The following is a 19,508-nucleotide window of genomic DNA, read 5'->3' on the forward strand; positions in this document are numbered from 1 at the left end:
GTCCCGGCTTCTGTTACGGCGGGATGAAATCGCAGCCCGGCCGCGTTGGAGCCTTCCGGTAGAGCAGGACGAACGGGAGGCACACGTGGCCGCGGCGGGGCGAAAAGAACAGGGGTGGGCGCGCAGGCTCGCCGGGTATGCCTGGCGGTACAAGGCCAATGTCGTGCTCGCCCTCGGGTCCTCCCTCGGCGGGATGGCCCTGCTCGCGCTCGTGCCGCTCATCACCAAGGTGATCATCGACGACGTCATCGGCGCGAAGACGCGGTCCCTGACCGTCTGGACCGGCCTCCTCATCGGCGCCGCCGTCCTCGTCTACGGGCTCACGTTCGTCCGCCGCTACTACGGCGGGCGCCTCGCCCTCGACGTCCAGCACGACCTCCGTACCGAGATGTACGGCACCATCACCCGCCTCGACGGCCGCCGTCAGGACGAGCTGTCCACCGGGCAGGTCGTCGGGCGGGCCACCAGCGACCTCCAGCTCATCCAGGGCCTGCTCTTCATGCTCCCGATGACGATCGGGAACTTCCTCCTCTTCCTGATCTCGCTGGCCGTCATGGCCTGGCTCTCCCTGCCCCTCACCCTCGTCGCCCTCGCCGTCGCCCCCGCCCTCTGGTTCATCGCCAAGCGCAGCCGCACCCGCCTCCACCCCGCCACCTGGTACGCGCAGGCGCAGGCCGCCGCCGTCGCCGGGGTCGTCGACGGCTCGGTGACCGGCGTCCGGGTCGTGAAGGGCTTCGGGCAGGAGGACCAGGAGACCGGGAAGATCCGCAAAGCCAGCCGCAAGCTCTTCGCCGGGCGGCTGCGCACCATCCGGCTGAACTCCCGGTACACCCCCGCCCTCCAGGCCGTCCCGGCCCTCGGCCAGGTCGCCGTCCTCGCCCTCGGCGGCTGGCTCGCCACCCGGGGCCAGATCACCCTCGGCACCTTCGTCGCCTTCTCCGCCTACCTCGCCTCCCTCGTCGGCCCCGTCCGCATGCTCGCCATGGTCCTCACCGTCGCCCAGCAGGCCCGCGCCGGCGTGGACCGCGTCCTGGAGCTCATCGACACCGAGCCGGTCATCGAGGACGGCACGAAGGAGCTGCCGGCGGACGCCGCGGCCACCGTCGAGTTCGACGACGTCGGCTTCGCGTACGAGGACGGCCGGCCCGTCCTCGACGGGTTCTCCCTGGAGATCCGGGCTGGCGAGACCGTCGCCGTCGTCGGCGCCTCCGGCAGCGGCAAGTCGACCGTCTCCCTTCTCCTGCCGCGTTTCTACGACGTCGACCACGGAGCCGTCCTCGTCGGCGGCCACGACGTCCGCGAGCTGACCCAGGACTCCCTGCGCGCGGCCATCGGGCTCGTCCCCGAGGACAGCTTCCTGTTCTCGGACACCGTCCGGGCCAACATCGCGTACGGCCACCCCGACGCCACGCAGGAGCAGATCGAGACCGCCGCCCGCGCCGCTCAGGCGGACCGTTTCATCGCCGAGCTGCCCGACGGCTACGACACCAAGGTCGGCGAGCACGGCCTCACCCTCTCCGGCGGCCAGCGCCAGCGCATCGCACTCGCCCGCGCCATCCTCACCGACCCCCGGCTGCTCCTCCTCGACGACGCCACCTCCGCCGTCGACGCGCGCGTGGAGCACGAGATCCACGAGGCCCTCGCCTCCGTGATGGCCGGCCGCACCACCCTCCTCATCGCCCACCGCCGCTCCACCCTCGGCCTCGCCGACCGGATCGCCGTCCTCGACGGAGGCCGGCTCTCCGACGTCGGCACCCACGAGGAGCTGGAGCGCCGCTCCCCGCTCTACCGCAGGCTCCTCACCGACCCGGACGAGCTGGGCGGCGTCTCGCCCGGCCACACCGTCCCCGTCGAGCTGCCCGAGGACCGCACCCTGCGCGCCGAGCTGGACGCCGAGTTCGACGCCGAGCGCGGCATCACCCCCACCCTCTGGGTACGGGAGGAGACCCCCACCGAGGAGTCCCAGGCCCCCGGCGCCACCCCCGAGCTGCTCGCCGCCGTCGAGGCGCTGCCGCCCGCCACCGACACCCCCGACGTCGACGAGGCGCGCGCGGTCACTCCCGAGGACTCGTACGGGCTGCGCCGCCTGCTGCGCGGCTTCCGCACCCCGCTCCTCGTCAGCCTCGGGCTCGTCGCCGTCGACGCGGGCATGGGCCTGCTGCTGCCGATCCTCATCCGGCACGGCATCGACGACGGCGTGAACAAGCTCGCCCTCGGCGCCGTCTGGGCCGCCTCCGCGCTCGCCCTGCTCACCGTCCTCGTGCAGTGGGTCGCGCAGACCGCCGAGATCAAGATGACCGGCCGCACCGGCGAGCGCGTCCTCTACGCCCTGCGCCTGAAGATCTTCGCCCAGCTCCAGCGGCTCGGCCTGGACTACTACGAGCGCGAGCTGACCGGCCGGATCATGACCCGGATGACGACGGACGTGGACGCGCTGTCCACCTTCCTCCAGACCGGCCTCGTCACCGCCTTCGTCTCCGTCACCACCTTCTTCGGGATCATGGGCGCCCTGCTGGTCCTCGACCTCCAGCTCGCCCTGGTCGTCTTCGCGACACTCCCGGTCCTCGCCGTCGCCACGTACTTCTTCCGCCGCTCCAGCGTGAAGGCGTACGAGCTGGCACGTGACCGGATCAGCGTCGTCAACGCCGACCTCCAGGAGTCTGTCGCCGGCCTCCGCATCGTCCAGGCCTTCCGCCGCGAGCGCTCCGGATCGGCCCGGTTCGCGGCCCGCAGCGACGAGTACCGCGAGGCCCGCGTCCGCGGCCAGTGGCTGATCTCCGTCTACTTCCCCTTCGTCACGCTGCTCTCCTCCGTGGCCGCGGCCGCCGTGATGATCGTCGGCGCGAACCGGATCGAGGCCGGCACGCTGACCACGGGAGCCCTGGTCGCGTACCTCCTCTACATCGACCTCTTCTTCGCGCCCGTGCAGCAGCTCTCCCAGGTCTTCGACGGCTACCAGCAGGCGACCGTCTCCCTGAAGCGCATGCAGGAGCTCCTCCAGGAGCCGACGTCGACGAAGGCCGCCGCCGAGCCCCGGGACGTGCCGTCGCTGCGCGGCGAGATCGCCTTCGAGGACGTGTCCTTCGCCTACGGCTCCGAGGAGGAGGCGCTGACCGGCATCGACCTGCGGATCCCGGCCGGGCAGACCGTCGCCTTCGTCGGCGAGACCGGTGCCGGAAAGTCCACGCTGGTCAAGCTGGTCGCACGGTTCTACGACCCGACCGCGGGCCGGGTCACCGCCGACGGCGCCGACCTGAGGGACCTGGACCTCACCGCGTATCGCCACCGGCTCGGCCTCGTCCCGCAGGAGGCGTACCTCTTCGCGGGGACGATCCGCGACGCCATCGCGTACGGCCGTCCCGACGCGACCGACGCCGAGGTCGAGGCGGCGGCCCGCGCGGTCGGCGCCCACGACATGATCGCGACCCTGGACGGCGGCTACCTCCACGAGGTCGCCGAACGCGGCCGCAACCTCTCCGCGGGGCAGCGCCAGCTGATCGCGCTGGCACGCGCCGAGCTCGTCGACCCGGACGTCCTGCTCCTCGACGAGGCGACGGCCGCGCTCGACCTGGCCACCGAGGCCCAGGTCAACCAGGCCACCGACCGCCTGGCCGGCCGCCGCACCACCCTGGTGGTCGCCCACCGCCTGACGACGGCGGCCCGCGCGGACCGCGTGATCCTCATGGCGCACGGCCGCGTCGCCGAGGACGGCACGCACGACGAACTGCTCGCGCGGGACGGCCGGTACGCGGAGCTGTGGCGCGCGTTCATCGGCGAGGAGGAGCCGGCGACGGCGGTGTGAGCCCGCGACGGCGGCGTGAGTACGGGAGCCGGGCGGGATGAGTACCACCGCTCATGCCGCCGCCCGCCCCGCCCTGGTTCGATCGGGCCATGATCAACGAGTCTCCCGGCTGGCTCTCCCCCACCGCCCTGGGCCCGCCGCCCGCGACCCCGGCCCGCCGCCTGCGCACCCGCGCACTGTGGGCCGGACTGCTGCTCGTGCCCGCGGCGGTCCTCGCCGGGTTCCTCGCCCTGACCACGGAGAACGCCTCCAGCTGCATCACCCACGGCCATCACTGCGGCTCCACCCCGGGCTGGCTCTACCTCGCCACCTTCGTGATCATCGCGGCCGCCTGGATCCACGCCCTCTGCACCCCGGACGCCCCCGCCGAGCCCGCCACGTCCCGCAAGGCCGCCCTCTGGACCCTGATCGGCGCCGAGTCCGTCTTCGTGCTCCTGGTCGCCACCTCGTTCGCATGAAGGCAACCACGCAGGCCTCCTCTGCGTCGTACGCATGTACGGCAAGGCGTCGGGAGGGGATCCAGGTGTTCGATGGGACCGGTGTGACGAAGGCAGGGCACGGCGCACGGCTGCTCGGGAGTCTGCTGGGGGTACTGCTCACCGCGGGCGTCCTCACCCTCGCCGGACCGGGGGCCGCGCGGGCCGAGGCCGCCTCGGTCTGCAGCGGCAGAGCCACCAAGACCGTCACCTTCGCCACCGGGGAGCTGCGCCTCTACCGGAGCCGTCAGTACGTCTGCGCCCTCGCCGTCGCCAAGCACCCCGGCGAGCGCCGCGCGATGTCCGTCTCCCTGCAGCCGCGCGGCGGGCGCCCCGTCGTCGACAGCGGCCGGTTCACCCGCCAGGCCGGGCCGGTCACCGTCCACGCCCTCAACCGCTGTGTCCGCGCCACGGGTTCCATCGACGGCCGGAGCGGCTCGACGGGCTGGGTCCTCTGCTGAGGCCGGGGCCGCCGAGGCCCGGGCCGAAACCTGTGCCGATGCAGAGGTAAGGGCCAACTGGGTCTGGCGGTACGCACGTTGCCCCCGCTAGGTTCGCGACACCGTTGTGAATCATGGGGAGGGTGAATGCGCAAGTCGCTTCGATGGCTGATGTCGCTCACGGTGCTCATAGGCACCGTCGGCGCGAGTGGCGCGGCTACCGCCGCCGAGCCGGCCACCGGCAGCAGCCCGACCGCCGCCGCGGACAGCGCCGTCGGCACGGACATCAAGGACCGCCTCCTGGCGATCCCCGGGATGAGTCTCATCGAGGAGAAGCCGTACGCCGGCTACCGCTTCTTCGTCCTCGACTACACCCAGCCGATCGACCACCGCCGGCCGTGGAAGGGCACGTTCAAGCAGCGGATCTCCGTCCTCCACAAGGACACGGACCGCCCGACCGTCTTCCACACCAGCGGCTACGGACTGAGCACCACCCCCAGCCGCCGCGAGCCCACCCGGATCATCGACGGCAACCAGGTCTCCATGGAGTACCGGTTCTTCACGCCGTCCCGGCCGCAGCCCGCCGACTGGTCGAAGCTCGACATCTGGCAGGCCGCGAGCGACCAGCACCGCATCTTCACCGCCCTGAAGAAGGTCTACGGGAAGAAGTGGCTCTCCACCGGCGCCTCCAAGGGCGGCATGACCGCCACCTACTACGAGCGCTTCTACCCGCGCGACATGGACGGCGTCGTCGCGTACGTGGCGCCGAACGACGTGGTCAACAAGGAGGACTCGGCGTACGACCGGTTCTTCGAGACCGTCGGGACCAAGGAGTGCCGGGACCGGCTCAACGCCATGCAGCGCGAGGCGCTCGTCCGCCGCGAGCCGCTGCAGAAGAAGTACAAGGAGTGGGCCGAGGCCGAGGGCGCCACGTTCAACACCGTCGGCACCCTCGACAAGGCGTACGAGGCCGTCGTCCTCGACTTCGTCTGGGGCTTCTGGCAGTACTACGGCGAGGACGTCTGCGGTTCGGTCCCGGAGGCCGCGACCGCGACCGACGACGAGGTCTACGAGACGATCGACGCCTACTCGGGCTGGTCCTTCTACACCGACCAGGGCCTCGACCCGTACACGCCGTACTACTACCAGGCGGCCACCGAGCTCGGCTCGCCCAGCATCAAGCTGCCCCACCTCAAGGGCCTGACGCGCTACGGCTACCAGCCGGCGCGGAACTTCGTACCGCGTGAGATCCCGACGACGTTCAGGCCGTCGGCGATGCGGGACGTGGACGACTGGGTCCGCAAGAACGCCGACCGGATGCTGTTCGTGTACGGCGGCAACGACCCGTGGGGAGCGGAGCCGTTCCGCGTCGGCAAGGGCGCCCGTGACAGCTACGTCTTCACGGCCCCCGGAGCCAACCACGGCGCCCAGGTCGCCGGCCTCGTCGAGGCCGAGCGCACCAAGGCCACGGCCCGCATCCTCGCCTGGGCCGGGGTCGACGCCCCGGCGGCGTCGGCCGCGCAGCCCCTGGCCCGCTTCGACGCCCGCCTCGACAAGCCGGCGGACGACGAACTGAACCGGGAGCGGGGCGTCCGCCCGTAGCGGTGTCCGCTGCGCCCGGCGGTGTCACAGCCGCCGGGCGCAGCCCACGGGGCGCTCGCCGCCCAGCGACACGAACAGCGCCGTGGACGGCGGGCAGCGGTCGCGGACCGTGACCGCCGACGCGACCCGGAACGCCGGCCGTTCCGCCCCCGACCCGTCGCACGGCATCTCCTTCACCCGGCCCTCGCGCGAGGACGAGACGCAGTCCCCGACGATCGTGTGCGGCCCGCCGCCCTTCCCGGGGTCGCCCGGATGGGGCGGCTCCAGATTCCGCATGCAGGCGTATCCGCGCGGCACGGCCCCGTCCCCGTTCTCGTCCGCCGCGGGCCGGCCCTCCGAGACGTGCAGCACGAAGTCCGTGGTCGCCGGGCACGTAGGACCGCCCGAGGTCCCGCCCTGGTACCGGGTCGACACCCGCGCGACGGCCCTCTCGCTGGTGCACGGGACCTCGCGGAACACCGTCCCGCGCGTGGAACAGTCCCCGGCCCCGAGGAACATCGCCCCGTGGCCGTCGGGCGAGCTCGTGTACGTGACGGGCCGGGGCGGCCACCCGTCCGCCGTCCCCTGACAGCCGGTCAGCGCCAGCAGCAGACCCGCGCACGCCAGGGCGAGTCCCGCCCCGCTCCTGCGAGCGCGCATGAAAAGACCCCCCGATCTCCGAATCCAGGGTGGCCCGCGGGGGCGGGCGCACGCCAGGGAGAACGGGGGGTCCGGGCCGGGAGTTACGTCACGCGTAGGACAGCCCGTGGCCGACCGGGTACAGCACCCGCGTCGGATCGTCCGCCCGCTGTACGGGGACGGGCAGACGGCCGTGCGGCCGGGCGTGGCCCGCGAGGACCCGTACCGCGGCCCGCAGCTCGACGTCGGTCCAGGAGTAGGCGGCGAGCGTGGCCCGCTGCCCGGTGGTCCAGGCGACGTCGTACGGGTTGCGGATCGCGATCGTCACGACGGGCACCCCGGTCGCGACGAGCCGGTCGACGAGGGTCCGCTGGGTGCTGGTCGCCGAGACGTTGTACGTGCCGACGACGACCAGGTCCTTGCCCGCCGCGGCCGCCACCGCCTCCTCGATCCTCGTCGCCGTGGGGGTGATCCCCGTGGACAGCGCCGTGGCGGTGAAGCCGAGTTCGGTGAAGGCGGCTGCCAGGGTGCCGGTCGGGGGTCCCGTGGTGCCCGACGGCGAGGCGGGATCGGCGCCCACGACCAGCACGCGGCCGTGGCTGCGGCGGCTGACCGGCAGGAACCCGCCCGTGTTGACGAGCAGAGTGGTGGTCTGTTCGGCGATCCGGTCGGCGCGCGCCAGGTGGGCGGCGGTGCCGACCGCCCGGTTGACTCCGCGACCGGTGACGTACGGCCGGCGGAAGAGCCCCAGCTTGGCCTTGAGGCGCAGGATCCGCAGGAGGGACTCGTCGATCCGGGCCTCGGTCAGTTCGCCGTTCTTCACGGCCTGGAGGACCGCGTTCCAGGCGACGTCCAGCTTCGGCGGGTTGAGCAGCTGGTCCACGCCCGCCCTGAGCGCGAGGACGGGCACACGGTCGTCGCCGTACTTCGTCCGGACGCCCTCCATGCCGAGGGAGTCGGTCACCACCACGCCGTCGTAGCCGAGTTGCTCGCGCAGGATGCCGGTCAGGATCGGGTGGGAGAGGGTCGCCGGGTCCTCGCTCGGGTCGAGCGCGGGCACGACGATGTGCGCCGTCATGATCGAGTCGATGCCGGCGGCGATCGCGGCCCGGAACGGCGGGGCGTCGAGCTCGGCCCACTGCGCGCGGGTGTGCGTGATGGTCGGCAGGCCGTAGTGGCTGTCGGTGGCCGTGTCGCCGTGGCCGGGGAAGTGCTTGGAGGTCGCCGCGATTCCCGCCTCCTGGTACCCCTTGACCTGGGCGGACACCATGGTGGCGACGGCTTGCGGGTCGGAGCCGAAGGAGCGGACGCCGATGACGGGGTTGGCGGGGTTGACGTTGACGTCGGCGACGGGCGCGTAGTTCTGCCGGATGCCGAGGGCGGCCAGCTCGGTGCCCGCGATCCGGGCGGCGTCGCGGGCGTCGGAGCGGGAACCTCCGGCGCCGAGCGCCATCGCGCCCGGGAGCAGGGTGGCCGGCTTGCCGACCCGGCAGACGATGCCGTGCTCCTGGTCGGTGGAGATCAGCAGGGGGAGCGGGGTGGGCTGGGCGAGGCCCGCCCGCTGGATGCCGTTGGAGAGCTCGGCGATCTGCTGCGGGTCACGGGTGTTGTGCGCCCAGGAGAAGTAGATGACGCCGCCGACGTGGTACTTCTCGACGAGTTCGGCGGCCGTGCGGACGCCGATCTCCTTGAGGTTGGCATCGATGTCGGCCTGGTCGGGCGCGGTGGCGGAGTGCCCGTACACCCGCATCACGAAGAGCTGGCCGACCTTCTCCTCCAGCGACATACGGGAGATGAGCCGCTGGAGACTCTTGGTCGACTCGGCGCTGTCGTCCGACATGGCGCTGTCGGCCGACGGGGCGCCGTCGACCGGTTCGGCGTGGGCGAGCGGGGCGGCGCCGGTGACGGCGGCGGCCGCGGCGGCGGCGGTGACGGTGAGGAGGGTGCGTCGGGAGGGGGCGCGGTGGTGCACTGATGCTCCTTCCGGCCGTGCGGGGTCGAGGGAAGTGGTGAAGGAAACTTCCAAGGTGCAACGGATAGCCCGAAAGTAACTGCCAGGTCAAGGATCCGCGCAAGGATCGGCGCGAACGGCGGTGCGGGCGGCGGTGCGGACGGGCGGCGCGGGCGGGCGGCGCGGGCGGCGGTGCGGGCGGCGGTGCGAACGGCGGTGCGGGCGGGCAGCGCGGGCGGCGGTGCGGGCGGGCGGTCGGTTCAGATCGGGGCGGAGACCTCGGGCCAGAGCTCCCGGAGCGTGCGGACCGTCTCGGTGATCGCGGGGCGGCGGGCCGCGCCGGTGCGCCAGAGCGCGTGCAGCCGGCGCGTCGGCATCGGGTCCAGCCGGATCGGGGTCACCTCGGGCGGCAGTGTGCCGCGGCCGAGACGCGGCACCAGCGCGATCCCGAGGCCCGCGGCGACCAGGGCGACCTGGGTGTGGTTCTCCTCCGCCTGGTGGACGATGCGCGGCTCGTATCCGGTGGCCCGCAGTGTCCGCATCAGCCAGTCGTGGCAGACCGACCCGGGCGGCTGGGTGATCCACCGCTCGTCCGCCAGCTCCTCCCGCCGTACCGACGCGCGCGCCGCCATCGGATGGTCGCGCGGTACGAGTACGTCGCACAGGTCGTCGCCGATCACCGCGTGCTCGACCCCCGGCGGGACCGGCATCGGGGCGATGTCCCAGTCGTGGGCGACCGCGAGGTCGATCACCCCGCGTTCGACGAGCTCGACCGAGATGTGCGGGTCGACCTCCGTGAGGCGGGCGTCGAGGGCAGGGTGACGGGTGGCCAGCTCGGCGAGGACCCGGGGCATGAGACCGCGCGCGGCGCTCGCGAAACACCCGATCGACAGGCGCCCCGAGGGGAGCCCGCGCCGCTCTTCGAGCCTTACCTCCGCCTCCTCCACGATCGCCAGCAACTGCTCTGCCGTGGCCGCCAGTTGGTGGGCCTCGTCGGTGAGCCGCACGCCGCGGCCACGGCGTTCGAGCAGGGTCGTACGGGTCTCGCGCTCCAGCTTGGCGATCTGCTGGGAGACCGCCGACGGGCTGAAGCCGAGGGCGGCGGCCGCGGCGCCCACCGAACCGTGCACGGCGACGGCATGGAGGGCGCGCAGGCGTCCGAGATCGAGCACGGCGGGCTCCTGACGAACCGGTTGGATGAAGCGTTGCTTCATCCAACCATGAAGGGAAACGTGCTGGTGCTACACGGTCGTCATGCGTGACGCTCTCTCCATGCGCCCTGCCCACATCGCCCTGGCCGCGCTCGTCGCCGCCCTCTGGGGAGTCAACTTCGTCGTCATCGAGGTCGGCCTCGACCACTTCCCGCCGCTGCTCTTCTCCGCCCTCCGCTTCCTCGCCGCCGCGCTCCCGGCCGTGTTCCTGGTCGGCCGGCCCAAGGTCGCCTGGAAGTGGATCGTGGGGGTGGGTCTCGCCCTGGGAGTCGCCAAGTTCGGCCTTCTCTTCACGGGCATGGACCTCGGCGCTCCCGCCGGGCTCTCCTCGCTGATCCTCCAGATCCAGGCGGTCTTCACGGCCCTGTTCGCCTTCGTCGCGCTCGGCGAACGGCCGGGGACTGTGAAGACGGTGGGCATGGCGGTCGCACTCGCGGGCATCGGCGTGGCGGCGGTCGACGAGGGCGCGAGCGGCCCGCTCGCGGGCTTCGTGCTCTGCATCGCCGCGGCGGCCTGCTGGGGCGTCTCCAACGTCCTGACCCGCAAGGCGTCCCCGCCGGACGCGCTCAACTTCATGGTCTGGGTCAGCGTCGTGCCCATCCTGCCGCTCCTCGCCCTCTCCCTCCTCCTGGAGGGCCCGGACCGGGACCTGGCGGCGCTGCGGGGGCTCGACTGGGCGGGCGTGGGCGTCGTCCTCTACGTCGCCTGGGTCGTCACCATCTTCGGCTTCGGCGCCTGGGGATGGCTCCTGCGGCGCTATCCGGCGTCCTCGGTGGCCCCGTTCTCGCTCCTGGTCCCGGTCTTCGGGATGTCCTCGGCGGCGCTCTTCCTGGGCGAGGGCGTCAGCCCCCTGCGCTGGTGCGCGGCGGCGCTGCTCGTCGGCGGGGTGGCGCTGACCTCGCTGTCGCGCGGGGGAGGCCGGGCGGCGACCCCGGCCCCCGCCGGAGGCGCGGCGGTGCGGGTGTGACGGACCGGCGGCGCGGTGCGGCCGGAGCCGAACGTAACCTTGGTTCCTTGATCGAGAGGAGCCCCCGATGTCCTTCGACCTGGTACCGGTCGACCGTGAACCCGCCCCCGCAGCACTGCTGTTGAGCGGGATCCCCGGCAGCGGCAAGTCGACGGTCGCGGCGGCCCTGGCGGCCCGGTTCGCGAGGGCCGCGCACATCGAGGTGGACGGGCTCCAGGAGCTGATCGTCAGCGGCGGCCACTGGCCGACGATGGAGCACGACCCGGAGGCCGACCGTCAGATCTTCCTGCGCGCCCGCAACGCGTGCCTGCTGGCGGACAGCTTCACGACCGCCGGCTTCCTGCCGGTCGTGGACGACGTCGTGGTCCGCCGCGTCCACCTCGACTTCTACCGCGCGACCCTGAGGGCCCGGCCCTTCCACACGGTCTTCCTCGCGCCCGGCCCGGCCAAGGCGTGGGAACGCAACAACGCCCGCGACAAGCGCCTGACGACCGACTGGGCCCCGCTGGACGGCGCGATGCGCGAGGAACTCGCGGCCGACGGCATCTGGATCGACAACGCGGAGTTGTCGGTGGAGGAGACGGTGACCGCGATCCTCGACGCCACGGGACTGGCCGCACCCGCGGGAGCGTAGGCCCGGGGGCGCGCGGTCGGGCCCCGTCGGTCCCTGGGGCGCGCGGTCGGGCCCCGTCGGTCCCGGGGGCGCGGGCGGGCCCGGTCGGTCCCTGGGGGGCGCGGTCGGGCCCCGTCGGTCCCGGGGGCTCGCGGGCGGGCCCGGTCGGTCCCTGGGGCGCGCGGGCGGCCTCGTCGGTCCCTGGGCGCGCGGGCGGCCTCGTCGGTCCCTGGGGCGCGCGGGCGGGCCCCGTCAGTCCCGGGGGCGCGCCGTGGAGTCCCGTACCAGCAGCTCCGCGGGGATCGTCGTCACCCCGCCCGGCGGGGGCTCCTCCGTGCCCACCGCGAGGCGGCCCGCACGGGCACCCGCGTCGTGGAGCGGGAGCCGTACCGTCGTCAGCGCCGGGACCGCGTCGACCGAGAACGGCAGGTCGTCGAAGCCGGCCACCGACACGTCCTCCGGAATCCGCAGCCCCCGGTCCCGCAGCGCCGCGCACGCGCCCAGCGCCACCGTGTCGTTGGCCGCCACGACCGCCGTCAGCGAAGGCTCCCTGCGCAGGAGTTCGAGGGTCGCGTCGTAACCGGACCGCCGGTCGTACCGGCCGTGCACCGTCGGCCCCTCCGCCACCCCGGCCGCCGCGAGCGCCTCCCGGTGGCCCTCCAGCCGGTGCCGGGTCGTCGTCCGGTCCGCCGGTCCCGCCACGTAACCGATCCGCCGGTGCCCGAGCGAGAGCAGGTGCTCGGCGAGCCGCCGCGCCCCCGCCCGGTTGTCGAAGGTGAGCGCCGCCACGCTCGCGTCGCCCCGCACCGGCGGCCGTCCGCACAGCACGATCCGGGTCCCCGCGTCCGTCAGCTTCGCGAGCTTCGCCGACACGGCCGCCATGTGGTCCGGGTCCTCCAGGGACCCGCCGGTCAGGATGACGGCGGCGGCGCGCTGCCGCTGGAGCAGCGTGAGGTACGTGAGTTCGCGCTCGGGCGAGCCGCCCGTGTTGCAGACGACGGCCAGCTTCTCGCCGCCCGCCCGGCCCGGCGCCCCTTCCCCGATCGCGTTCTGCGCCGCGCCCGCCATGATCCCGAAGAAGGGGTCGGCGATGTCGTTGACGAGGATGCCGATCAGGTCGGACGTGGCGGCGGCGAGTGAGCTCGCGGGCCCGTTCAGTACGTAGTCCAGCTCGTCCACCGCCCGCAGCACCCGCTCCCTGGTCGACGCGGCGACCGGGTAGTTGCCGTTCAGGACACGGGAGACGGTGGCGGGGGAGACCTGGGCACGCGCGGCCACATCCGCCAGCGTCACGGTCATCGCGTACCTCCGGGGAGAAATCGGTGGATCCAGCGTGCGGCACCGGGTGAGGAGGGCGGACCCCTTGTCCGGTGTGTTGTCGGCAGGCTAGCGTCTTCGTTCGTAGAAAGCGCTTTCTGTTTGGGAGTACGCACGTGATGGAGGCACCTTCGTGACACGCAGGACAGTCCGTATCGCCATGAACGGCGTCACCGGGCGTATGGGCTACCGCCAGCACCTCGTCCGCTCGATCCTCGCCCTGCGCGAGCAGGGCGGGCTCGACCTCGGCAACGGCGAGACCCTCTGGCCCGAGCCCGTCCTCGTCGGCCGCCGCGAGCACGCCCTGCGCGCGCTCGCCGAACGGCACGGTCTCACCGAGTGGTCCACCGACCTCGACGCCGTCCTCGCCGACGAGACGGTGGAGATCTACTTCGACGCCCAGGTCACCTCCGCCCGCGCCGAGGCGATCCGGAAGGCCGTCGCCGCCGGGAAGCACGTCTACACCGAGAAGCCGACCGCCGGAGACCTGGCCGGCGCCCTGGAACTCGCCCGGCTCGCCACGGAGCAGGGCGTCAAGCACGGCGTCGTCCAGGACAAGATCTTCCTGCCGGGCCTGCTCAAGCTGAAGCGCCTCATCGACGGCGGCTTCTTCGGCCGGATCCTCTCCGTGCGCGGGGAGTTCGGCTACTGGGTCTTCGAGGGCGACTGGCAGGACGCCCAGCGCCCGAGCTGGAACTACCGCGCCGAGGACGGCGGCGGCATCGTCGTCGACATGTTCCCGCACTGGGAGTACGTGCTCCACGAGCTGTTCGGCCGGGTCACGGCCGTCACCGCGCACGTCGCCACGCACGTACCGGAGCGGTGGGACGAGCACGGGAAGCCGTACGCCGCGACCGCCGACGACGCCGCGTACGGCATCTTCCAGCTGGAGGGCGGGGCCGTCGCCCAGATCAACTCCTCCTGGACGGTCCGCGTCAACCGCGACGAGCTCGTCGAGTTCCAGGTCGACGGCACCCACGGCTCCGCCGTCGCCGGACTGCGCGACTGCCGCGTCCAGCACCGTTCGGCCACCCCCAAGCCCGTCTGGAACCCGGACATCCCGGCGACCGAGCCCTTCCGCGACCAGTGGCAGGAGGTTCCGGACAACGCCGTCTTCGACAACGGCTTCAAGGCCCAGTGGGAGCTCTTCCTGCGCCACGTCGTCCTCGACGAGCCGTACCACTGGGACCTGCTCGCGGGCGCGCGCGGCGTCCAGCTCGCCGAGCTGGGACTGCGGTCCTCGGCCGAGGGCCGGCGCCTGGAGGTCCCGGAGGTGTCGCTGTGATCCGCCTCCCCGACGGCGCGGGCGGAGTACGGGAGTACAGCCCGCGCCCCGCCCGCACCCCGGCCACCCCGGGCGGCGCGCCGACCTCCCGTACGGTCTTCTCGGCCGCCCACGTCGTCGCCGACCCGTACGCCGACACCACCCCCGACGGTCCGGCGGCCGTCGACTGGGACGCCACGCTCGCCTTCCGCCGCCACCTCTGGGCGCAGGGCCTCGGCGTCGCGGAGGCGATGGACACCGCGCAGCGCGGGATGGGCCTGGACTGGGCGGGCGCGGCGGAGCTGATCCGCCGCTCGGGGGCGGAGGCGAGGGCGGTGGGGGGCCGGATCGCGTGCGGAGTGGGCACGGACCAGCTCACCGGAGCCGCAGACCTCGTGTCCGTCCGCAAGGCGTACGAGGAGCAGCTCGCCCTCGTCGAGGAGACCGGCGCCCAGCCGGTCCTGATGGCCTCGCGCGCCCTCGCGGCCGCCGCGGAGGGCCCGGACGACTACCTCGACACGTACGGCCACCTCCTGCGCCAGGCGAGCGAACCGGTGATCCTGCACTGGCTCGGCCCGATGTTCGACCCGGCGCTCGACGGCTACTGGGGCTCGGCCGACCTCGACACCGCGACCGACACCTTCCTGGAGGTCATCGCGGCCCACCCGGACAAGGTCGACGGCATCAAGGTCTCCCTCCTCGACGCCCGGCGCGAGATCGACCTGCGCCGCCGGCTCCCGGAGGGAGTGCGCTGCTACACCGGTGACGACTTCCACTACCCGGAGCTCATCGCGGGCGACGAACAGGGTTTCAGCCACGCCCTGCTCGGCATCTTCGACCCGCTGGGTCCGCTGGCGGCGGAGGCGGTGAGGATCCTGGACACGGGCGACGTGGACGGCTTCCGGGCGCTGCTCGACCCCACCGTGGAGCTCTCCCGCCACCTCTTCGAGGCGCCGACCCGCTTCTACAAGACGGGGGTCGTGTTCCTCGCCTGGCTGGCGGGCCACCAGGACCACTTCACGATGGTCGGCGGCCTGCAGTCCGCCCGCTCGCTGCCGCACCTGGCCCGGGCGTACGAACTGGCGGACGGGCTCGGACTGTTCCCCGACCCGGAGCTGGCGGAGTCCCGGATGAGGTCGCTGCTGACGGTGTACGGAGTCCCCCGGTGAGCCTTCTCTCGCGGTTCAGCATCAACCAGATGACGGTGAGGCAGCTGTCGCTGCCGGAGCTGGTCGAGCAGTGCGTACGGCTCTCGGTCCCGGGCGTGGGCCTGTGGCGGGAGCCGGTCGCGGAGTACGGCCTGGAGGCGGCGGCCAAGCTGGTACGCGACGCGGGCCTGTCGGTCACGTCGCTCTGCCGGGGCGGCTTCTTCACGACGGCGGACTCGCTGGACGACAACCGCGCGGCGATCGCCGAGGCGGCGGCCCTGGGCACGGACACCCTGGTCCTGGTCTCGGGCGGCCTCGCCCCCGGCAGCCGCGACCTGTCGGCGGCCCGCGCCCGGATCACGGACGCGATCGCCGAACTCGCCCCGTACGCGGGCGATCGCGGGGTCCGTCTGGCGATCGAACCCCTCCACCCGATGTACGCGTCGGACCGCTGCGCGATCTCCACCCTGGACCAGGCCCTGGCGATCGCCGAACGGTTCCCGGCCTCGCAGGTGGGCGTGGTGGTGGACACGTACCACGTCTGGTGGGACGACCGCGCCCCGGCCGCGGTCGCCCGCGCGGGCGCCGCGTCCCGCATCCACGCCTTCCAACTGGCGGACTGGACGACCCCCCTGCCCGCGGGCGTCCTCAACGGCAGAGGCCGGCTGGGCGACGGCGCGATCGACCTCGGGGCCTGGTGCGCCCTGGTGGAGGAGGCGGGCTACCGGGGCCCGATCGAGGTGGAGCTCTTCAACGACGAGCTCTGGTCGAGAGACGGGGTGGAGGTCCTGGAGGAGACGGTGGAGAGCTTCTTGGAGATCTGAGGCCGGGGGCCGGGGGCGATCGGCCGCCGGTGCCGTTGGGTGGCAGGTGGCCGGATGGAGCCGGCCGCGCCCAGCTCTTGCGTTACGCCGTTCTGGAGCGGGTCGTCACTCATGCGGGAAACGCCACGCTTCCGACGCTCGGTACGCCGGGACGGACCTTGCGGGCTCGGGCTCCTGGGCGGGAAGCGGCCAGGAGCCCGGCGAGCCTCCGCTTGGACGGGGATCATTGGCGGCTGACCGCGCGGGTCACGCCCGTGACGATCGCCGTCGCCAGGATCCAGCCGGTGATGATCAGGGCGTACGACAGCCACTGGTGCCAGCCGTCAGGGGCGAACGCCGACTCCTGGCCGAAGGTGACGACCGGCAGCAGCAGGTCGAGGGTGTAGAAGACGGGGTTGAACTCGGGGGCCTCGTCCGCTTTGAGGGGACGTGGGTGGTCCATGCCGTACGCGACGGATCCAATGGCCATGAAGGACAGCAGCCAGACTGCCGCGCGCAACGGGCGGAACCCGTATCCGACGGTCGCGTCCTGGACGTATCCCCACAGGCGCCCGTACCAGGCGAGTGTGGCGCGTCGACGTCGCTGCTTGGCGAGTTGGACGAGTCGGGCTGCGTCGTCGTCACCGGCGTGGCGGTAGCTCGCCGTCAACTGCTCGTAGCCGTACGGCTCGTACCGGCCGTCCTCCCGCTCCAGCATCGGGATGCGGCGCGGTGCGGGCTCGTGCGGGGTGAGCACGGTGTACGTGAGATTGCCGAGATATACCTGATCCGGCAGCATCTCCGGGTCAAGAGTCAGGATCTCTATCTGGGAGCGCCTCAGATTCAGGGCACCCTCGATGCGGTCGCCCCCACGCAGCCAGAGCTCACCGATGACACAACTGCTCGCCCGTAGCGCCGTGTCGCCGGGATGCGACAGGCGGGCGTGGAGCAGGTCCAGACGGCCCGGTATGCGCGCACCCCGGAGGTCGAGCCGGCCCTGCGCACGGATGCACCGCGCCCGTACGTGGGCGCCCACGGTGAGGTTCTGTGCGTCCAGCGCGATGCCGTCGGGCTTGTCGAACTCGGCGTCCTGAACGTTGATCCGCCCGGCGACCGTGGCGCCGGTGAGACGTACCTGCCCGTGTGCGCGCATCTCCGGCGCCCACAGGTCGTCGCCGATCGCCACCTGGTTGAGCTGCAGCACCGGCTCGGAGTCGTCGAGTGCCGTGAACTCCGCCCGTTCCATGAACAGCGCCCCGGATATCTGGGCGCCGCTGAGCCGTACCGGCCCCCGCATGCGGCAGTCCGTCATCCGCAGCACCCCCTCGACCCGCACGGTTGCCGCGGTCAGGCCCGGCAGGACGGACGTGCTCAGGTTGAGCTGGCGCAGCTGGGCGCCGTACAGGTCGGGAGCGTCGTCGAACCGGCAGTGGCTCAGCCGGATGGCGGCGTCGATCGTGGCGTACTTCAGGTCCAGTACGCCAGTGATGCGCGCCCCCGTGATCTTCAGCGCGGCGATCTCCCCCTCGCGCTGCGGAGAGGTGAGCAGCAGCCTCCGCAGCACGCTCGCCCGTACGGTTCGCTCGGCACCCCAGGTGGCGCCAAGCGCCGGATCCTCGTTCTCGGCGGCGCGAAAGTCCACGGATTCTCCGCGCGGAAAGGCCCGCCAGACACGTGACTCGGCCGGCGTCAGATCGTCTGTCTCGCTCACGCCGGGACTCTACGTGCTGCGTTCGAGGCGTCAACTGCCTTACGGGCACGTCACGCTGTCCGAGGTCCTCGATACCCGCTCGGCCCTCGCCGAGTCAGCCGCGACGGCAGTCGAAGCAGCCGTGTTTGACCGCCGTGACGAAGGAGGACCAGCCGTCCGCCGAGAAGACCAGGGCCGGTCCCGTGGCGGCCTTGCTGTCGCGGACGGGTACGCCGGCGTGGCCATGGGCGACCTCGACGCATTCTCCTTGATCGCCGCCGCTGTAGCTCGACTTGTACCACCCGGTGAGGGAGGACGAGCCGACGACGGCGCGCTCACTGCTGACCATGTGCGTGTTCCTCTGCTGCTGACCTGACCAGGGCCAGTGACTCCTGTTGCGACAGTGCATCGCTCAGCGCAAGAGCGTAGGCCGTGCGACTGCTGTTCACCAGGGACGGATCGTCCATCAGGTTGCCCGTGAGAAATGCTTCCACGTAAGCGACCGGGGCGGAGTCCTCGAAGCTCATGAGAGTGAGCAGGCTCTGCTGGAGCGCGTGTGCCCCGGCGCTGTTCGGCAGCACGTGCAGCCGGATCCGTCCGGCCTCGGCCAAGTCGGCGATCTTGTGCAGCTGTTCCGCCATGACCTGCCGTCCCCCGACCACGCGTCGCAGCACGGCCTCGTCGAGCAGTGTCCAGATGACAGGGTTCAACGGCCCGTCGAGCAGCCGGGAACGCTTTGTTCGGATGACGACGGCCTCGTCAAGTTCCTCCGCCGTGTGATTCGGCCGGTACGCCTGGAACAGGGCGCGAGCGTAGTCCGGTGTCTGGAACACGCCTGGAACCAGCGACAGCGCGAACTGTTCGATCAGCGTGGCCTGCTTCTCCAGCTCGGCCGCCGAGGCGAAGTGGTCCGCGTACTTCGACTCCAGGTCCTCCAGCCATCGCGCGAAGAACCCGTCCGTCCCGAGCGCCCGGTCCACCCGCCGCGCGTCGTCGGGCTTGGGGAGCCTTCTGCCCGCCTCGAAGTGGCTGATCAGCGTGGGCGAGCAGACGACCAGATCGCCAAGTGCCTCCTGAGTGAGGCCGGCCGCCACCCGACGCAGCCTCAGCTCCTCCCCGTACTTCTCACGCGGTGTACGCGGCTTACGGCGCTGCTCCATGCGACCAACTCCCCAACCTGACGGGTGTGCTGTCAAGCCTCCGGCACTGGAATCGTAGCCGCGCCCCACCCCAGGCTGTGAGGAGTTCGATACACAGCGCGACGAAAGAGGGTCGATGGTGAAGGATTTCCTCGGCGAGGCGCGGTTGCTGCCCTGGACGGGGGAGGAGGGCAAGCCGTGTTACCTGGCGGGCGATGGCGACGGCTATCTGTCGCGGCTCGCGGACGGCATCGAGAGTGTCCAGCTAGGCATGGCGGGCGACCTGCTCGGCCACGCCGACGAGCTGCTCGCCGATCGCCGGGCGAGCGGCGGCGAGCTGCGTTATCTCGCCTGCCGGCTCGCCGAGTCGCTGCGGGACGTCAAGCGGGTCGCGGAGAGCCGGGGCGCACGGCTCGGGAATGCGAGGGCCTGAGCGTTCCACAGGTTCGCCGGATCACCGGCCCGGG

At 72.4% G+C, this 19,508-nt stretch carries 17 protein-coding genes; 10 read left to right on the forward strand and 7 right to left on the reverse strand.

Annotation, left to right across the window (positions count from 1 at the left end; translation table 11 throughout):
• Nucleotides 1-85: 85 nt before the first annotated feature.
• The 4 genes from ACF1G2_RS06715 (at nt 86) to ACF1G2_RS06730 (ending at nt 6,320) form a co-directional block, all read left to right on the forward strand.
• Entirely contained in the window at nt 86-3,802 is a 3,717-nt protein-coding gene (locus ACF1G2_RS06715; protein WP_391797220.1) for an ABC transporter ATP-binding protein, read from the forward strand.
• An 89-nt stretch (nt 3,803-3,891) separates the two neighbouring features.
• Nucleotides 3,892-4,260, forward strand: a complete 369-nt coding sequence (locus ACF1G2_RS06720; protein WP_391797221.1) for a hypothetical protein — start codon at nt 3,892-3,894, stop codon at nt 4,258-4,260.
• Between the two features lie 83 nt (nt 4,261-4,343).
• Nucleotides 4,344-4,739, forward strand: a complete 396-nt coding sequence (locus tag ACF1G2_RS06725; protein ID WP_391797222.1) for a hypothetical protein — start codon at nt 4,344-4,346, stop codon at nt 4,737-4,739.
• Between the two features lie 126 nt (nt 4,740-4,865).
• Complete coding sequence (locus ACF1G2_RS06730) at nt 4,866-6,320, forward strand: aminopeptidase (protein WP_391797223.1); 1,455 nt, start codon at nt 4,866-4,868, stop codon at nt 6,318-6,320.
• A gap of 24 nt (nt 6,321-6,344) precedes the next feature.
• Here the strand turns inward: ACF1G2_RS06730 and ACF1G2_RS06735 are convergent, their stop codons facing one another.
• The 3 genes from ACF1G2_RS06735 to ACF1G2_RS06745 form a co-directional block, all read right to left on the reverse strand.
• Nucleotides 6,345-6,959, reverse strand: a complete 615-nt coding sequence (locus tag ACF1G2_RS06735; RefSeq protein WP_391797224.1) for a hypothetical protein — start codon at nt 6,957-6,959, stop codon at nt 6,345-6,347.
• A gap of 88 nt (nt 6,960-7,047) precedes the next feature.
• Entirely contained in the window at nt 7,048-8,910 is a 1,863-nt protein-coding gene (locus ACF1G2_RS06740) for a glycoside hydrolase family 3 protein (protein ID WP_391797225.1), read from the reverse strand.
• A gap of 239 nt (nt 8,911-9,149) precedes the next feature.
• The gene (locus ACF1G2_RS06745) at nt 9,150-10,061 is read right to left on the reverse strand and encodes a LysR family transcriptional regulator (RefSeq protein ID WP_391797226.1); all 912 of its coding nucleotides are present in this window, start codon (nt 10,059-10,061) and stop codon (nt 9,150-9,152) included.
• Between the two features lie 100 nt (nt 10,062-10,161).
• On the opposite strand from ACF1G2_RS06745, the gene ACF1G2_RS06750 reads away from it, so the two are divergent.
• Both ACF1G2_RS06750 and ACF1G2_RS06755 read left to right on the forward strand, forming a co-directional pair.
• Complete coding sequence (locus ACF1G2_RS06750) at nt 10,162-11,067, forward strand: EamA family transporter (protein WP_391797577.1); 906 nt, start codon at nt 10,162-10,164, stop codon at nt 11,065-11,067.
• A 67-nt stretch (nt 11,068-11,134) separates the two neighbouring features.
• Nucleotides 11,135-11,701: an AAA family ATPase gene (locus ACF1G2_RS06755; protein ID WP_391797227.1), complete on the forward strand. Its 567-nt coding sequence runs from the start codon at nt 11,135-11,137 to the stop codon at nt 11,699-11,701.
• Nucleotides 11,702-11,932: 231 nt separating this feature from the next.
• Here the strand turns inward: ACF1G2_RS06755 and ACF1G2_RS06760 are convergent, their stop codons facing one another.
• Complete coding sequence (locus ACF1G2_RS06760; RefSeq protein ID WP_391797228.1) at nt 11,933-12,979, reverse strand: LacI family DNA-binding transcriptional regulator; 1,047 nt, start codon at nt 12,977-12,979, stop codon at nt 11,933-11,935.
• Between the two features lie 151 nt (nt 12,980-13,130).
• Here ACF1G2_RS06760 and ACF1G2_RS06765 point away from each other — a divergent pair, with 151 nt between their 5' ends.
• Genes ACF1G2_RS06765 through ACF1G2_RS06775 form a run of 3 tightly spaced genes read left to right on the forward strand, consistent with a single transcriptional unit; the run spans nt 13,131 to nt 16,233 of the window.
• On the forward strand, nt 13,131-14,282 hold the full coding sequence (locus ACF1G2_RS06765; RefSeq protein ID WP_391797229.1) for a Gfo/Idh/MocA family protein: 1,152 nt from the start codon (nt 13,131-13,133) through the stop codon (nt 14,280-14,282).
• Nucleotides 14,279-15,430 (forward strand): dihydrodipicolinate synthase family protein, encoded by a 1,152-nt coding sequence (locus ACF1G2_RS06770; protein WP_391797230.1) that lies wholly within the window; start codon nt 14,279-14,281, stop codon nt 15,428-15,430. Before ACF1G2_RS06765 ends, ACF1G2_RS06770 begins: the two co-directional genes overlap by 4 nt.
• A gap of 29 nt (nt 15,431-15,459) precedes the next feature.
• Nucleotides 15,460-16,233 (forward strand): sugar phosphate isomerase/epimerase family protein, encoded by a 774-nt coding sequence (locus tag ACF1G2_RS06775; protein WP_391797578.1) that lies wholly within the window; start codon nt 15,460-15,462, stop codon nt 16,231-16,233.
• Between the two features lie 223 nt (nt 16,234-16,456).
• Here the strand turns inward: ACF1G2_RS06775 and ACF1G2_RS06780 are convergent, their stop codons facing one another.
• The 3 genes from ACF1G2_RS06780 to ACF1G2_RS06790 form a co-directional block, all read right to left on the reverse strand.
• Complete coding sequence (locus tag ACF1G2_RS06780) at nt 16,457-17,923, reverse strand: membrane-associated oxidoreductase (RefSeq protein WP_391797231.1); 1,467 nt, start codon at nt 17,921-17,923, stop codon at nt 16,457-16,459.
• 94 nt (nt 17,924-18,017) lie between these two features.
• Nucleotides 18,018-18,251, reverse strand: coding sequence for a DUF397 domain-containing protein (locus tag ACF1G2_RS06785; RefSeq protein ID WP_391797232.1), 234 nt, complete (start codon nt 18,249-18,251; stop codon nt 18,018-18,020).
• Nucleotides 18,238-19,062 (reverse strand): Scr1 family TA system antitoxin-like transcriptional regulator, encoded by an 825-nt coding sequence (locus ACF1G2_RS06790; RefSeq protein ID WP_391797233.1) that lies wholly within the window; start codon nt 19,060-19,062, stop codon nt 18,238-18,240. The genes ACF1G2_RS06785 and ACF1G2_RS06790 overlap by 14 nt, the downstream gene beginning before the upstream one ends.
• A 115-nt stretch (nt 19,063-19,177) precedes the next feature.
• Here ACF1G2_RS06790 and ACF1G2_RS06795 point away from each other — a divergent pair, with 115 nt between their 5' ends.
• Nucleotides 19,178-19,474: a hypothetical protein gene (locus ACF1G2_RS06795; RefSeq protein WP_391797234.1), complete on the forward strand. Its 297-nt coding sequence runs from the start codon at nt 19,178-19,180 to the stop codon at nt 19,472-19,474.
• Nucleotides 19,475-19,508: the final 34 nt, after the last annotated feature.

Source organism: Streptomyces sp. NPDC013457, from assembly GCF_043089925.1.
In the GTDB taxonomy this organism is placed as follows: Bacteria; Actinomycetota; Actinomycetes; order Streptomycetales; family Streptomycetaceae; genus Streptomyces.